This is a genomic window from Sulfitobacter sp. IGS-18 (assembly GCF_059628195.1).
This window is the reverse complement of sequence record NZ_CM184556.1, coordinates 563,898-578,887: the sequence shown is the minus strand read 5'-3', so window position 1 is coordinate 578,887 and position 14,990 is coordinate 563,898. Positions and strand designations below refer to the sequence as shown.

The window sequence follows — 14,990 nt, the reverse complement described above, 5'->3', positions numbered from 1 at the left end:
CGGGTGAAATTATTGATCGCTGGGCGGGGTTTCGTCACTGGGCGGGGTGGTCTCCGCTGCCGCGGCACCATCGCCGGACGCAGGATCCGTCAGCGCGCCATTGTCCCAGTCGCCGCTGGCCTCTTCGCCCGAGGCATAGCGCATGGTGCCGGTGCCCTGACGCTTGCCCGCCTTGAAGGTGCCTTCGTAGACGTCGCCATTGGCGTAGGTGGCAACGCCCTGGCCCTCGATCTCGCCCCGGGTCCATTCACCGTCATAGACAAAGCCGTTCGCCATGGTGATCTTGCCGCGTCCGTGGCGCTTGCCGTCTTCGAAGTTGCCCGCATAGACCGTCCCGTCGGGATAGGTCGCGGTGCCCATGCCGTGACGCTGGCCGTCTTTCCACATGCCCTCGTAACGATAGCCGTCGGCATAGGTCATCACGCCCTGCCCCTCGTTGCGGGCATTGGAAAAGCCGCCCTCGTAGACAACCCCGTTGGGATAGGTCGCGCGGCCCTCGCCCTCGATCACGCCGGCCGACCAGGCGCCTTCATAGGTGGAACCGTCGGGATAGGTGATCTTGCCCTGTCCATCGGCCAGGTCGTCGCGGAATTCACCGACATAGACCGAACCGTCAGGATAGGTCACCTGGCCTTCGCCCTCGATCTGTCCGGCCACCCAGGACCCGGTATAGACATAGCCATCCGCGCCCGTGAAAGTCCCCTGCCCGTCGCGCCGGTCATCCTTGAAGGAGCCGACATAGGTGTCGCCATTGGCATAGGTCACCTTGCCCTGCCCCTCGCGGCGTCCGGCCACGAGGTTGCCCTCGTAGACATCGCCGTTGGGCTGGGTCAGCGTGCCGGTGCCCTCGATCTGGCCGTCCTGCCAGAGCCCGACATAGACCAGACCGTCGGGCATGGTCAGCGTGCCCTCGCCATTGCGCTTGCCCGCCTCGATCGCGCCTTCATAGACCGCGCCGTCCGGATAGGTGATGGTGCCGGTGCCCTGTTTGACACCTTCGATCCAGTCGCCCTTGTATTCATAGCCGCCGGGGCTTTGCATCACGCCCTTGCCATGGTGCTTGGCATTGCGGAAACCGCCCTCGTAGCGCACCCCGTTGGCATAAAGCGCCACACCCTGGCCCATGATCGCGCCTGCCACCCAGTCGCCTTCATAGGTGCCGCCATCGGCAAAGGTGATCTTGCCGAAACCCTCCGGCTTCCCTTTTGAGAAATTGCCCTCGTAGATGGAGCCGTTGGGAAAGCGTGCGACGCCCTCGCCCTTGATCTCGCCATCTTCCCAGTTGCCGGAATATTCATAGCCATTGGGCAGCTTGTAGGTGCCCTGCCCGTGTTGCAGGCCGCCGCGGAACGCCCCTTCATAGACGCCGCCATCGTCGTATTGCTTGGTCAGGACCTGCCCCTCCTGCGCCAGGGCCGGCACAGCAAGCAGGGAAAGGCACAAGATCATCGAACGAAAGGACATCGGCATACCCGTATTGTTTGCGCCGCGCATCAGGCGGGGTCGCCGGTAAGCCTAAGCAATGGGGCATAGAGGGGCAATCGTCTTTTGCGCCACATCCGCTCACCTCGCGCCAAACCGCCGCAATCGGGATCACCGGGCGCGGGGCGGCGCGGTTTTTCTTTCCACCTGCCCCCTGCGCGGGGCGGCATTCCGGCATCCTTTGGGCTTTTCCCCCCTGACTGATCTGTTACATCCGGGGCAGACCAAACCGCAAAGGCGTTTCCATGGCAGACCGTTTCCGCATCACCCTTGGCCAATTGAACCCCACCGTGGGCGATCTTGCGGGCAATGCCGCGCTGGCGGCAAGGACCTGGGCAGAGGGCAAGGCGGCGAATGCCGACCTTGTGGCACTGCCGGAAATGTTCATCACCGGCTACAATGCCCAGGATCTGGTGATGAAACGGGCGTTTCAGCTGGATGTGATGACCCATATCGACCAATTGGCAAAGGACTGCGCCGACGGTCCGGCGCTGGCCATCGGCGCACCCTGGGCCGAGGGGACAGAGCTGTTCAACGCCTATCTGATCCTCAAGAACGGCAGGATCGCCAACCGCACGCTCAAGCACAACCTGCCCAACGAGACGGTCTTTGACGAGGTCCGCATCTTTGATTCCGGCCCGCTGGGCGGCCCCTATGCGGTGGGCAACACCCGTGTCGGCAGCCCGATCTGCGAGGACGCCTGGCACCCGGAGGTGTCGGAGACCCTGGCCGAGACCGGGGCGGAGTTCCTGCTGGTGCCGAACGGGTCGCCCTATTACCGGGGCAAGCTGGACACCCGCATGAACATGATGGTCGCCCGCGTTGTCGAAACCGGGCTGCCGCTGATCTATCTCAACATGGTGGGCGGACAGGACGATCAGGTGTTCGACGGTGCCTCCTTTGCGCTGAACCCCGGCGGCAGGCTGGCAATGCAGATGCCTGCCTTCGACGAAATGGTGCATCACGTCGATCTGGAACGCGGACCGGAGGGCTGGCGCGTCGTGCAACAGCCGTTTGCCTCGTTGCCCGACGCCTGGGAGCAGGATTACCGCGTCATGGTGCAGGGGCTGCGCGACTACATGGCAAAGACCGGGTTCAGACAGGTGCTGCTGGGCCTGTCGGGCGGCATCGATTCGGCCATCGTCGCCACCATCGCGGTGGATGCCCTGGGCGCGGAAAACGTGCGCTGCGTGATGCTGCCTTCGGAATATACCTCGCAAGCCTCGCTCGACGATGCGGAGGCCGTGGCAAAGGCGCTTGGCTGCCGCTACGACTATGTGCCGATCAGGGAAGGGCGTCAGGCGATCACCAACACCCTCGCCCCGCTGTTCGAAGGGCGCGATGCGGACCTGACCGAGGAAAACATCCAGTCCCGCCTGCGCGGCCTGCTGCTGATGGCGATGTCCAACAAGTTCGGGGAAATGCTGCTGACCACCGGCAACAAGTCAGAGGTCGCGGTGGGTTATGCCACGATCTATGGCGACATGGCGGGCGGCTACAACCCGATCAAGGATCTCTACAAGACCCGCGTGTTCGAGACCTGCCGCTGGCGCAATGAAAACCACCGTGACTGGATGATGGGGCCTGCCGGTGCCGTGATCCCCGACAATATCATCACCAAGCCGCCCAGCGCCGAGCTGCGCGAGGATCAAAAGGACAGCGACAGCCTGCCCGATTATCCGGAACTGGATGCAATCCTGGACATTCTGGTGGATCAGGACGGGTCGGTCGCCGATTGCGTCGCCGCCGGGTTTGAACGCGATGTGGCGAAAAAGGTCGAGCACCTGATCTACATCAGCGAATACAAGCGCTTTCAATCCGCACCCGGCCCGCGCCTGACCAAGGGGGCCTTCTGGCTGGACCGGCGTTATCCCATCGTGAACCGCTGGCGCGATCCGTCCTGAAAGGCGCGCCGCGCCTCAGGTCTCCCAGGGGGCGACGCGGGCGATTTCCGCGTCGGACCAGCCGAAATGATGGGCGAATTCGTGGATTGTGACATGGGCGATCAGGTCTTCGATCTCCACGTTCCCGCGCAGACGCCATTCGTGCAGGATCGGTTCGCGGAACAGCCAGACCGTATCGGGCTGCATCGCCATGTCGAGCACTGATTTGCGGGTCATCGGGATGCCTTCGTAAAGCCCTGTGAGCCGGACAGGTTCGGCGATCTGCAGGGCGGCCAGCATCTCTTTCGTCGGCCAGTCTGTCACCCGCAGCAGCACCTGCCGCGCCGCGTCGCGGAAGGGCGGCGGGAAACCCTCGACCGTGCGCAGGGCGATATCTTCGAAACTGTCGAGGTCTGGGGCATCCGGGGTCATTCAGTTGATATGGTCAGGCGCGGGGCAAAGTAAAAGAGCGGCAGGGAATCTGACAATTTCGCACAGTGCCTGTGCATGCCCGAGCGGAACCAAAGCACGCGCCCGGCCATTGGGCCAGCAAACGAAACCCAAGGAGCCGCACATGGCCAACCCCAAGATCGCCATCATCTTCTACACCACCTACGGAACAAACCATCAGATTGCGCTGGCCGCGCAGGAAGCCGCGGAAGCGGCGGGTGCCGAGGTCCGCCTGCGCCGCGCCGCCGAAACCGCGCCGCAATCCGTCATCGACGGTCAGGAGCCCTGGAAGGCCCAGCTGGAAAAGATGAAGGACATTCCCGAAGTCTCCCACGATGACATGACATGGGCGGACGGTTATTTCTTCTCTGTCCCGACGCGATACGGCAACCTGCCCAGCCAGATGGCCGCGTTTATCGACACGCTTGGCCCGCTCTGGCAACAGGGCAAGCTGGTGAACAAGACCATCACCGCGACGACCTCGGCGCAGACGGCCCATGGCGGGCGCGAAGGCACGATCCAGAACCTTTACAAATCGGCCATGCACTGGGGCACCATCATCGTCGCGCCGGGCTATGCGGATGAGGTCAAGTTCGAAGACGGGAACCCCTATGGCTATTCCGGCACGGCGGGCAAGTTCGACGACCTTGGCAAGAAATCGGTCGGGTTTCAGGCCAAGCGCCTGGTGGAGATCACGGCCAGACTCAACAGCTGACACAATGGCATTCGGGTCGCGTCGTGATCGGCGCGGCCCCGCGCAAACGATCATGTGATTTGTACCGGAAACGCCGGTATGCCAAAGGATGCCCATGCGTATTTCAACCCTGCTGCTTGCCCTGATCTCTGCTTCACCCGTCCTGGCCTGCGGTGCCGACACGGATTGTGTTCTGGGCGACAGGACCTACCGCATCGCAATGCCCGAAGGCTATGATGGCAAGACCCCGGTGGGGGCGCTGGTCTGGTCGCACGGCTACCGTGGCTCTGCCGCCGGGGCGATGCGCAACGGCAGTCTGCGCCGCATGGTATCGGACGCAGGATTGGCCCTGATTGCCGCGCAGGGCGTGGACGGGTCGTGGGATTTGCCCAAGGGGCCTGGCACTTTCGACAGCACCGGCGCTGCGGAATTCGACTATTTCGATGCGGTTCTGGCCGATGCGCAGGCGCGTTTCGCCATTGACCCGGAACGGATCATCGTCTCCGGTTTTTCGGCAGGCGGAATGATGGTCTGGAACCTCGCCTGCAGCCACCCGCAGGGTTTTGCGGGATTCATCCCGATGTCCGGCACCTTCTGGCTGGAACCGCCCGAAACCTGCGCGCAGCCGGTGTCTTCCATCGTTCACATTCACGGCGACGCGGACAACACCGTGCCACTGGATGGCCGCGCCATCAACGAGACCAGACAGGGCAAGGTATCGGATGCGCTTGCCCTTTACACGGATTTCGGCGGCTTTGGCCCGGCACAACCTGTCAGCGCAGGCGATCTGACCTGCGAAGACAAAACCAATGCATCAGGCGAAATCCTTGATTTCTGCCTGTTTCCCGGCGGCCATTCCTTTCGTACGGAACATCTGCTTTACGGGATCGAACAGTTGAAAGAGGCCGGGCAGCTTTGATTTGCTGCCGGCCGGTCAGGACGCCGCTGCGCCCGACACGCCGAACCGGCGATCGAATGCCGCGCGCCCCGCGGCGCTGAAGTCGATCACGCGGGTGCCTTCGACCCTTTTGCACCAGCCCAGCACCTGCATCCGTGCCAGCATTGCCCGTCCGACCGCGCCTGCCAGATGATTGCGCCGCGCGCTCCAGTCCAGGCAGGGTCGGCACATCGGCACGCGGCCCTTTTGCAGCGCCGCGACATCAACGCCGAAATCCGCCAGCAAGGCATTGCCCTCTTCGGTGAGGGTCAGCGCAGGCCCGTCTTCGGCAATCGCGCCACGGGCCAGCAGCCCCTGATAGAGCGCGATGCCCCGTTCCCCGGCCAGATGGTTGTAGCAGACGCGCGCCTCGCGCAGTGCCAGATCGCGCGGCCCGGTCCGGGTGCGCAGGTGGCCTGCCCCCGCCGCAAGACCCATCAAGGCCTCCAGCGCATGGCCGACCTCTGCACCGGCAAGGGTGAAATACTTGTGCCGCCCGGACTTGCGGTGGGCGATCAGCCTGCCCTCCTCCAGCTTGGCCAGATGGGTGCTGGCGGTCTGCACGGTCACCCCCGCCTCTGCCGCCAGTTCAGTGGCGGTCAGGGCCTTGCCGCTCATCAGCGCGCCCAGGATATTGGCGCGCGCCGGATCGCCGATCAGGGCTGCAATGCGGGATATGTCAGGGCCTTCTTTCATACTTCGACCCTAGTCGAAGCATTGGGTGCGTTCAATAGGCTAGACCGGAGGTGCAAACATGAAGGACACCCCATGCTGACCTGTATCATCAAATATGAAATCGACCCTACCAAACACGATCAATTCCGCCAATACGCCCGCAACTGGGGTCAGGCGATTCCGCGCTGCGGCGCCGACCTGATCGGCTATTTCGCCCCGCATGAGGGGTCATCGACCCTTGCCTATGGCATTTACAACATTCCCAGCCTGGCCGCCTATGAAGCCTACCGCGCCCGGCTGGCCGAAGACCCGCTGGGCCGGGAAAACTATGCTTTCGCCCAGTCGGAGAAATTCCTCTTGCGCGAGGAACGGACCTTTCTGAAACTGGCCTCCAGCCCGCATGGAGCCGCCACATGATCGCTGTCATCTTCGAAGTCATGCCGCACCCGGATCGCCGCCAGGATTACCTCGACATCGCCGCCGCGATGCGCCCGCTGGTGGACGAGGTCGAGGGGTTCATCTCTGTCGAACGGTTCCAGAGCCTGACGAATCCGGACAAGCTGCTGTCGCTGTCGTTTTTCGAGGATGAGGCCGCCGTTGCGCGCTGGCGCAAGCTGACGGCACATCGCGGCGCACAGGCGAAGGGGCGGGACGGAATCTTTACCGATTATCACCTGCGCATCGCCCATGTGATCCGCGACTATGGCATGTTCGACCGCGCCGAGGCCCCGCAAGACAGCCGCGCAGCGCATGACTGAGGGGTGAGGCAGGCTGTTGAAGGCCGGATGACTTTGGCCTTCCTGCGCTCCATTGATCCGAAGGGAAAAGCGACCTCCGGGGTGACATCAGGCGCAGGCCGGGCGGGGCGCATTTGGGTCGTTGACGCTGTATCAAATTTTTAGGCTCTGGACCCATTAATTCTATATACTCAGTTTGACAGATTTTTTCGCAGACAAGAAGCATCTGCGCAAGAATAGTGGTTCTATTTCAAGCAGATGCGCCGCAGGCTGCGGGAAAATCCGTCAAACCCGGAGGGCGGCGATTTCACTTCATTTCAACGTCTTGGGTCGCTTGCAAATAGAACCACTATTGGCTGCACGCCCCAAACCATTGAAATTTCGTGAAATCGCCGCTGAGCATATAGAATCAATGGGTCCAGAGCCTAAGGTCCGGGGCCGACGCGAACTGACTTCACCGCAAAGCGCATTGCCCCCTTTCCATTTGAAAAACGCGGCGTATAAATAGCGGCATGACACACGCCGCCCATATCCCGACCCTGCCGCGCCCCTGCGCGGCGCTGCTGCGTGCCAACCTGCTGCTGCTAATCCGCCTCTGAGCGTGCCATCCGGCGCGTCCGCTCAGAGGGATGGTGACGCGCCATGGATTTACAGCAGAACAGAGAGAACCCGACATGAATACCCAATCCCAAGACCGCGTCTTGATCTTTGACACAACCTTGCGCGATGGCGAACAAAGCCCCGGCGCCACCATGACCCACGCCGAAAAGCTGGAAATCGCCAGCCTTCTGGATGAAATGGGTGTCGATATCATCGAGGCCGGGTTTCCCATCGCTTCGGAAGGCGACTTTGCCGCCGTTTCCGAAATCGCGCGCCAGTCACAGAACGCGGTGATCTGCGGCCTTGCCCGCGCGCAGCTGCCCGACATCGACCGCTGCTGGGAGGCGGTGAAACATGCGCGCCAGCCGCGCATCCACACTTTCATCGGCACCTCGCCCCTGCACCGGGCGATCCCGAACCTGACCATGGACGAAATGGCAGAGCGCATCCACGACACGGTGACCCATGCCCGCAACCTCTGCGACAACGTGCAATGGTCCCCGATGGATGCCACCCGGACCGAGCTTGATTACCTCTACCGGGTGGTCGAGATCGCGATCAAGGCCGGGGCGACAACGATCAACATCCCCGATACGGTGGGCTACACCGCGCCGCGCGAAAGCGCCGACCTGATCCGCAAACTGCTTGAGAATGTTCCCGGCGCGGACGAGATCGTCTTTGCCACCCATTGCCACAACGACCTTGGCATGGCGACGGCCAACAGCCTTGCCGCGGTCGAGGCGGGCGCGCGTCAGGTCGAATGCACGATCAACGGGCTGGGTGAACGGGCGGGCAATACCGCATTGGAAGAAGTCGTGATGGCCCTGCGCGTGCGCAACGACATCATGCCCTTCCAGACCGGGATCGACTCGACCAAGATCATGAACATCTCGCGCCGGGTCGCATCTGTCAGCGGCTTTGCCGTGCAGTTCAACAAGGCGATCGTCGGCAAGAACGCCTTTGCCCATGAATCCGGCATCCACCAGGACGGCATGCTCAAGAACGCCGAGACCTTCGAGATCATGCGCCCCGAAGACGTTGGCCTGACCGAGACCAATATCGTCATGGGCAAACATTCGGGCCGGGCCGCGCTGCGCTCCAAGCTCGAAGACCTCGGTTACGAGCTGGGCGACAACCAGCTCAAGGATGTCTTTGTGCGGTTCAAGGAACTGGCCGACCGGAAAAAGGAAATCTACGAGGACGACCTGATTGCGCTGATGCGCACCGCCACCGACCCCGAGGAAGACCGCGTCACGCTGGTGTCGATGCATGTGGTCTGCGGGACCGAAGGGCCGAACCAGGCGCGGATGACGCTGAACGTGGACGGTGCCGAACAGACCACAGAACAGACCGGCGATGGTCCGGTCGATGCGGCCTTCAACTGCGTCAAGGCGCTGGTGCCGCATGAGGCGCGGCTGCAGCTTTACCAGGTGCATGCGGTCACCGAAGGCACCGATGCGCAGGCCACCGTCTCTGTCCGGATCGAAGAGGACGGGCGGATCGTGACCGGCCAGTCGGCAGATACCGACACGGTTGTCGCCTCCACCCGCGCCTATATCCATGCGCTGAACCGCCTGCTGGTGCGCCGCGAAAAGGGCGGCACCGACAAGCGCGAGGTCAGCTACAAGGACGTGTCCTGAGCGCGGATCACAAGGTATCCACCCGGCCGGAGGACAGGATGAGCGGACCACTCAAAGGGCTGAAGGTCGTGGAAATGCAAGGGCTTGGCCCCGCCCCGCTGGCGGGCCAGCTGCTGGCTGACCTCGGGGCGGAGGTCACGTTGATCACCCGCAAATCCGGCCCGGCCGATCCGACCGACATCAACAACCGCGGCAAACGCTCTGTCGCGCTGAACCTCAAATCAGACGAGGGGCGCGCCGTGGCGATGTCCATGATCGCGCGCGCCGACGTGCTGATCGAAGGGTTCCGCCCCGGCGTGATGGAGCGGATGGGGCTGGGACCGGCGGAGTGCCTGGCGCAGCACCCGGGCCTTGTCTTTGGCCGGATGACGGGCTGGGGCCAGGACGGGCCGCTGGCGCAGACGGCCGGGCATGACATCAACTATCTGGGGCTTACCGGATTTCTGCAGGCCACCGGTGCTGCGGACGGCACCCCGATGCCGCCGCTCAACATCGGGGCCGATTACGGCGGCGGCACGATGTTCTTGTTGTTTGGCATCATGGCCGCCCTTTTCGAGCGGCAGACATCCGGCAAGGGTCAGGTGATTGACGCCGCGATGGTCGATGGCGCATCCGCGATGATGGCGCTGGTACATGCCTTTATCGCGCGCGGCCAATGGTCTGAAACGCGCGAGGCCAACCTGCTGGATGGCGGGGCACCCTTTTACCGGACCTATGAATGTGCAGATGGAAAATTCCTCGCGGTCGGTCCGCTGGAACCTCAGTTCTTTGCGGAACTGGTGCGCCTTGCCGGCCTGCCGCAGGATCATATGGCCAGCCAGATGGACAGCGCCACCTGGCCCGAAAGGCGCGCGGCCTATGCCGAGGTCTTCAGGCGCAAGACCCGCGATGAATGGGCTGCCATTTTCGACGGCACCGACGCCTGTGCAACCCCCGTCCTGACCTGGTCCGAAGCCCCCGAACATCCGCAGATGGCGGCGCGCGGCACCTTTACCGAAGTGGCCGGGGTCACCCAGGCCGCCCCGGCGCCCCGGTTCTCGCGCAGCACGCCAGACGATCTGCAAAGCCCCCTGGCCCCGGGTTCTGATACCGAGGCGACCCTGCGCGAACTCGGCTATGATGATGCCGCCATTGCCCGGTTGCGCGACGCAGCTGTCCTGACCTGAACCGGCGCCGCCGTCAGGCAAGGTCCGACAGTTCAGAGGCACGGCCCTGTGGCAGATGCAGCCCCTTTGTCAGCGCAACGGCAAGGGCCGCGCGCGTCACCCCCTGCGCCAGCAGCATGCGGCACGCCGCCAGCAGCGCCGCATGCATCTCCGCGACAAGGGCCGCATCGCTCAATTCTGATCGTGTGACCCTGGCAAACCAGGCTTCTTCCAGGATCAGATCCTCAATCAGCGGGTCGACCACCGCACCGCCGCCACCGGGATAGCGGTAATAGCCCACGCCGCCCTGCTTGCCCATGCGCCCCTCTGCCACCATGCGCGGCAGGATCGGCACCTCGCGGTCCGGCCCGCGCGCCAGCACCCTGTCCAGCCCCAGCAGATCCTGCGCTTCGCAGGGGCCCATGTCATAGCCCCAAGCGGTCAGCGCCTCGTCCAGCTCCCAGGGGTTTGTATGCTGAAACAGCAGCGCCTCACCCCGCCGCCAGAACACATCCTGAAGCCCTGCGGTCAGCGCCGCCTGGCTCATGTCACCGGATCGAGGAAATTGTGCCGGGCAATGGTGGTCAGCAGATCGTTCAGCGAGGAACTGATGGTCCGGTTCGATGTATTCACCTGCGCCTCGGCCAGATCGTAAAGCGGGCTGCGCGCCGTCAGCAATTCCTTCAGATGCGCCATCGCTGCGGGATTGCCCTGCATCGGGCGCACATCACCCTGGGCGCGCACGCGCTGCATGTGCTCGGGCGGGCTGGTGCGTATCCAGACGGTGTGGAACCGTTCGCGCAGCCGGTCATAGGTGTTTTTCTGCGCGACGATGCCGCCCGCAACAGCCAGAATGACACGGTCGTGCACGGTTGAAATGCGGTCCAGCGCCTCGGCCTCCAACCGGCGATATCCGTCCTCGCCGTAGAACGCCATGACCTCTGCCAGGGGCATGTCGACCGCGTTCTCGATGTCTTCGTTCAATTCGACAAAGGGGATCTTCAACGCTTCGCCTGCAAGGCGGCCAAGGGTGGATTTGCCCGCGCCGCGCAACCCGATCAGACTGATCCGCCCGGCGCGCATCAGCCCGGGATCACGCGGGGCCAGCAAGGCGCTGACCTTGTGCTGCACCTCGGCCGGAGCATTGCGGTAGAGGGTCGCAAAGCGCTGTGCGTCGTGGTCCATCGGGATTTCATCCGCCAAAAGCGCCTCGACCTTGAGATCAAGCGCCGCCGCGACGCGCGACAGCAGCAGAATGGAGATGTTGCCCTCGCCCGATTCAAGCTGTGCGAGGTAGCGGGGCGAGACACCCGACAGGTCCGACAGCACCCGGCGCGGCAGGCCGCGCTTTTTGCGGGCGGCGGCGACCCGTTCGGCCATGCGCGCGATCAGCGCGGCACCGGGGTCCGGGGCATCCTGCGTATCAGCCATGGGGCACAATCAGAGACATTAATGCATTATTCCGCAAGTCGATCACCCCGGCAAGGGCTCAGCCAGGGCATTCTGCATTATTTCGCACGAATATGCGGCTCAACGATGGCCCGAAGGTCCGGTGGCACCGGCTGGCTTCTGAACTGGTCCGCGATGGTAAAAACACAGGTGAACCGCCCCTCGAAACACAGCTTGCCGTCCTGGGATCCGTTCACCGCGAAACTGATGGATTTGTCACCCAGCCGGGTCGGGAAAGTGTCGCACATCAGCGTATGACGCGGGGTGACCGGGCTGCGGAACTCCATCGCCAGGCTGACGAAGGGCGTGCCGACATTGCGGTCGATCTCCATCTGGAACCAGCCGTCACCGCCCAGATGCGCCTCCCACCAGGCGTTGATCGCATCCAGCGCGAAATAGGGCAGACGGGCGGTATAGGCGATGCGCGCCGGGTCGCAGTCACCCCAGGTGACGTTGACAGGGTGGATAAAGGGATCGGCCATCAATAGGTCTCCACGTGGTAACGCCCATCCTCACGCATGGCATCGCGCAGGGCGGTCCATTGCTGGCCCAGGCTTTCCGCGATGGAGGTCAGGGCCAGTTCGACCCCTTCCTCCATGCCGCGCAACCCGCAGATGTAGATATGCGTGCGGTCATCCTCAAGCAGTTCCGCCACCCTGTCCTGCTCGGCCAGGATGCGGTCCTGCACATATTCCTTGTCCTGATCCGGCTGGCGCGAGAACACAAGGTGTTGCTTCAACAGGGTTTCCGGCACCTTCTTGAGCGGGCCGAAATAGGGCAGGCTGTCTGGCGTGCGCGCGCCGAAGAACATGGTCATGCCCCCCGTCGCACCACTGCGCTGGCGCTGCATGGTAAAGGCACGCATCGGGGCGGAGCCGGTGCCGGTGCAGATCAGCAGCAGATGCGATTCCGCCGTGGAAGGCATCAGGAATGTGGCGCCAAAGGGGCCGGTAACCTCGACTTCCGCACCCTGCTCCAGATCGCAGAGGTAGTTGGAGGCAAGGCCCTTGTCCTCGCGCTTCACCGTGAGCGAGATGTTGTGATAGCCCGCCCGCTCGCCGTCGCGGGGCGAGGAGATGGAATAAAGCCGGGGCAGATGCGGCTTGCCCTCTGCATCCTTGCCGGGGGGGATGACGCCGACCGATTGCCCCTCCAGCACCGGAAAGGGCAGCGCGCCGGGGTCCAGGATGATGTGGCGCACGTCATGGTCGGGGTCGCGGGTCAGCGGGTAATTCCCCTGCACTTTCATCCGCGCCGGTTTGCCCAGCGTGTACATGTTGACCGTGGGCTTGCCCGCACTCAGCGGCGCCTTGGCCTTGCCGCCCGCGCCCTTGTGCGCCTCTGCCAGCAGGGCGGCAATCGGATCGACCGCTTCCTCGTCATCGCTGGCGGCGGCGGCTTCGATGTCTTCCTGCTCGGGCAGCTCGTCGAATTCGAACTGTTGTTCCAGCGTGTAGGGGGTCTGCACCACCCGCCATTCGTCGATGGAGCCGGTGGGACAGACCGGGATGCAATCCATGCAGAAGTTGCAGATGTCGGCGTTGACCACGACGTTGTTGTCGTCATGCTCGATCGCGTTGATCGGGCAGGTCATTTCGCAGGTATAGCAGCGGATGCAGATTTCCGGGTCGATCAGGTGTTGCTTGACCGGTTTGTTCATATGCGCTCTCCCCTCCGGCCCGCTGGTCGGGCGGCATGTCCTTCCTGTGCGAAAGGTGCGTGACCGGCACGCACCTTTCGATCTTGCCGCAAGCTGGGTTTGAAACCCACCCTGCCGATCAGGCCATGTGCAACTTCACATATTCGAAGTCGCCCGGCTTGTTGTCGATCCCGACCTTGGGTGCGGCGATCCAGGAGGCGTATTTGCCCGGCTCGTAGCAAGGCACCATCAGCGACTGGATGAAATCACCGTCTGCCTTGGTCGGCAACCATTCATCGCGGCGCTTGTGCCATTCCTCGGCCGAGATGATCTGGCCATCGGGGTCCACGGCCACGGTGCTGAACACGCCGATCTGGCGGTGAAAGCCCTCATGCGGCAGCTTCAGTTCGAAATCCACCCCGGCCTTCTGGATCTGCTTGTTCCAGCGGCCCACGCCCCCTGCAGCATCCCGCACATAATCGTCGCGCAGGCGCATGTTGATGGCGGTCAGCGCCGGGGCGTCTTCCGTCACGATCTTGCCGTCCTTGATGGAGGTCACGGGATAGGTGTCGCCGGTCAGCTTGTGATCGTCGTCGATCCGCTGCTCCATGTACCGCCCCTTGATGCCGGAGTTGAAGGCATTGGCGGCATTGGTCGACACCTCCTGCCCGAACAGGTCCAGCGACAGGGTGTAATGCAGGTTCAGCTTTTTCTGGATCGTGGGCAGGTCGATGACGCCCAGATCGCGGATCTTGTTGATGTCGGTGGGGTCGGTGATGCCATGTTTCGCCATCGCCTCCAGCGTCGCCTGAATGGTGCGGCCGACGCCGGTTTCGCCCACGAACATGTGGTGCGCTTCCTCGGTCAGCATGAAGCGGCAGGTGCGCGACAGCGGGTCGAACCCCGATTGCGCGAGGCTTTCCAGCTGCATCTTGCCGTCACGGTCGGTGAAATAGGTGAACATGAAGAAGGACAGCCAATCCGGCGTTTCCTCGTTGAAGGCCCCCAGCATCCGCGGGCTGTCATCGGAGCCGGAGGAGCGGACCAGCAGGTCATCCGCCTCTTCGCGGCCATCGCGGCCAAAGTATTTCTGCAGCAGATAAACCATCGCCCAGAGGTGACGGCCCTCTTCCACGTTGACCTGGAACAGGTTGCGCATGTCGTAAAGCGAAGGTGCTGTCAGGCCGAGGAAGCGCTGCTGTTCGACCGAACCCGGCTCCGTGTCGCCCTGGATCACGATCAGGCGTTTGAGCATGTTGCGGTATTCGCCGGGCACTTCCTGCCAGGCCGGTTCGCCGTAATGTTCGCCCATGGGGATCTTGCGGTCCTCGACGGCGGGGGCCAGCAACACGCCCCAGCGGTATTCGGGCATCTTGACGTAGTCGAACTTGGCCCAGCCTTTCGGGTCCACGCTGACGGCGGTGCGCAGGTAGACCATGGATTCCTGAAAGTTCTGCGGGATCAGGTCGTTCCACCAGTTGATATAGCCGGGGTGCCATTTTTCCAGCGCCTTGAGAACCTTCTTGTCCTCGCTCAGGCCCACATTGTTGGGGATTTGGGTGTCATAGCTTACGTTGATCAGGTCGAGCATCTTATTCCTCCAGATCGGTGCGCATGAATGCGCACCCTACGGTTGGTTACATCCGTTGGTCGCCGTAT

15 protein-coding genes are annotated in these 14,990 nt (G+C 63.1%); 7 read left to right on the top strand and 8 right to left on the bottom strand.

Going from position 1 to position 14,990, the window contains the following annotated elements:
- Positions 1-9 precede the first annotated feature (9 nt).
- On the bottom strand, positions 10-1,464 hold the full coding sequence (locus tag ACWNZ3_RS02740) for an MORN repeat-containing protein (RefSeq protein ID WP_269364186.1): 1,455 nt from the start codon (positions 1,462-1,464) through the stop codon (positions 10-12).
- A gap of 263 nt (positions 1,465-1,727) precedes the next feature.
- Here ACWNZ3_RS02740 and ACWNZ3_RS02735 point away from each other — a divergent pair, with 263 nt between their 5' ends.
- Positions 1,728-3,386 (top strand): NAD+ synthase, encoded by a 1,659-nt coding sequence (locus tag ACWNZ3_RS02735; protein ID WP_496901093.1) that lies wholly within the window; start codon positions 1,728-1,730, stop codon positions 3,384-3,386.
- A 15-nt stretch (positions 3,387-3,401) separates the two neighbouring features.
- On the opposite strand, the gene ACWNZ3_RS02730 is transcribed toward ACWNZ3_RS02735, so the two are convergent.
- Complete coding sequence (locus ACWNZ3_RS02730) at positions 3,402-3,797, bottom strand: metallopeptidase family protein (protein ID WP_269364182.1); 396 nt, start codon at positions 3,795-3,797, stop codon at positions 3,402-3,404.
- 142 nt (positions 3,798-3,939) lie between these two features.
- Between ACWNZ3_RS02730 and ACWNZ3_RS02725 the strand changes: the two genes are divergently transcribed.
- Together ACWNZ3_RS02725 and ACWNZ3_RS02720 are read left to right on the top strand one after the other, a co-directional pair.
- Positions 3,940-4,530: an NAD(P)H-dependent oxidoreductase gene (locus ACWNZ3_RS02725; protein WP_496901092.1), complete on the top strand. Its 591-nt coding sequence runs from the start codon at positions 3,940-3,942 to the stop codon at positions 4,528-4,530.
- 94 nt (positions 4,531-4,624) lie between these two features.
- A complete protein-coding gene (locus tag ACWNZ3_RS02720; RefSeq protein WP_496901091.1) occupies positions 4,625-5,428 on the top strand; it encodes a CE1 family esterase in 804 nt (267 codons plus the stop codon).
- 15 nt (positions 5,429-5,443) lie between these two features.
- Here ACWNZ3_RS02720 and ACWNZ3_RS02715 read toward each other — a convergent pair whose 3' ends face one another.
- Positions 5,444-6,142, bottom strand: a complete 699-nt coding sequence (locus ACWNZ3_RS02715) for an ArsR/SmtB family transcription factor (RefSeq protein ID WP_496901090.1) — start codon at positions 6,140-6,142, stop codon at positions 5,444-5,446.
- A gap of 72 nt (positions 6,143-6,214) precedes the next feature.
- On the opposite strand from ACWNZ3_RS02715, the gene ACWNZ3_RS02710 reads away from it, so the two are divergent.
- The 4 genes from ACWNZ3_RS02710 (at position 6,215) to ACWNZ3_RS02695 (ending at position 10,264) form a co-directional block, all read left to right on the top strand.
- A complete protein-coding gene (locus tag ACWNZ3_RS02710; protein ID WP_269364175.1) occupies positions 6,215-6,538 on the top strand; it encodes an NIPSNAP family protein in 324 nt (107 codons plus the stop codon).
- The gene (locus ACWNZ3_RS02705; protein ID WP_114277441.1) at positions 6,535-6,879 is read left to right on the top strand and encodes an antibiotic biosynthesis monooxygenase family protein; all 345 of its coding nucleotides are present in this window, start codon (positions 6,535-6,537) and stop codon (positions 6,877-6,879) included. The genes ACWNZ3_RS02710 and ACWNZ3_RS02705 overlap by 4 nt, the downstream gene beginning before the upstream one ends.
- A gap of 653 nt (positions 6,880-7,532) precedes the next feature.
- Complete coding sequence (locus ACWNZ3_RS02700; protein ID WP_274573145.1) at positions 7,533-9,098, top strand: 2-isopropylmalate synthase; 1,566 nt, start codon at positions 7,533-7,535, stop codon at positions 9,096-9,098.
- A 38-nt stretch (positions 9,099-9,136) separates the two neighbouring features.
- A complete protein-coding gene (locus ACWNZ3_RS02695) occupies positions 9,137-10,264 on the top strand; it encodes a CaiB/BaiF CoA transferase family protein (protein ID WP_496901089.1) in 1,128 nt (375 codons plus the stop codon).
- 13 nt (positions 10,265-10,277) lie between these two features.
- Here ACWNZ3_RS02695 and ACWNZ3_RS02690 read toward each other — a convergent pair whose 3' ends face one another.
- The 5 genes from ACWNZ3_RS02690 to boxB form a co-directional block, all read right to left on the bottom strand.
- The gene (locus ACWNZ3_RS02690) at positions 10,278-10,790 is read right to left on the bottom strand and encodes a 3-hydroxyacyl-CoA dehydrogenase family protein (protein ID WP_496901088.1); all 513 of its coding nucleotides are present in this window, start codon (positions 10,788-10,790) and stop codon (positions 10,278-10,280) included.
- Complete coding sequence (locus ACWNZ3_RS02685) at positions 10,787-11,674, bottom strand: helix-turn-helix transcriptional regulator (RefSeq protein ID WP_274573148.1); 888 nt, start codon at positions 11,672-11,674, stop codon at positions 10,787-10,789. Before ACWNZ3_RS02685 ends, ACWNZ3_RS02690 begins: the two co-directional genes overlap by 4 nt.
- 77 nt (positions 11,675-11,751) lie before the next feature.
- On the bottom strand, positions 11,752-12,174 hold the full coding sequence (locus ACWNZ3_RS02680) for an acyl-CoA thioesterase (protein WP_114277436.1): 423 nt from the start codon (positions 12,172-12,174) through the stop codon (positions 11,752-11,754).
- Positions 12,174-13,352 (bottom strand): benzoyl-CoA 2,3-epoxidase subunit BoxA, encoded by a 1,179-nt coding sequence (gene boxA, locus ACWNZ3_RS02675; RefSeq protein ID WP_496901087.1) that lies wholly within the window; start codon positions 13,350-13,352, stop codon positions 12,174-12,176. Before boxA ends, ACWNZ3_RS02680 begins: the two co-directional genes overlap by 1 nt.
- A 118-nt stretch (positions 13,353-13,470) precedes the next feature.
- On the bottom strand, positions 13,471-14,922 hold the full coding sequence (gene boxB, locus ACWNZ3_RS02670) for a benzoyl-CoA 2,3-epoxidase subunit BoxB (protein ID WP_269364163.1): 1,452 nt from the start codon (positions 14,920-14,922) through the stop codon (positions 13,471-13,473).
- Positions 14,923-14,990: the final 68 nt, after the last annotated feature.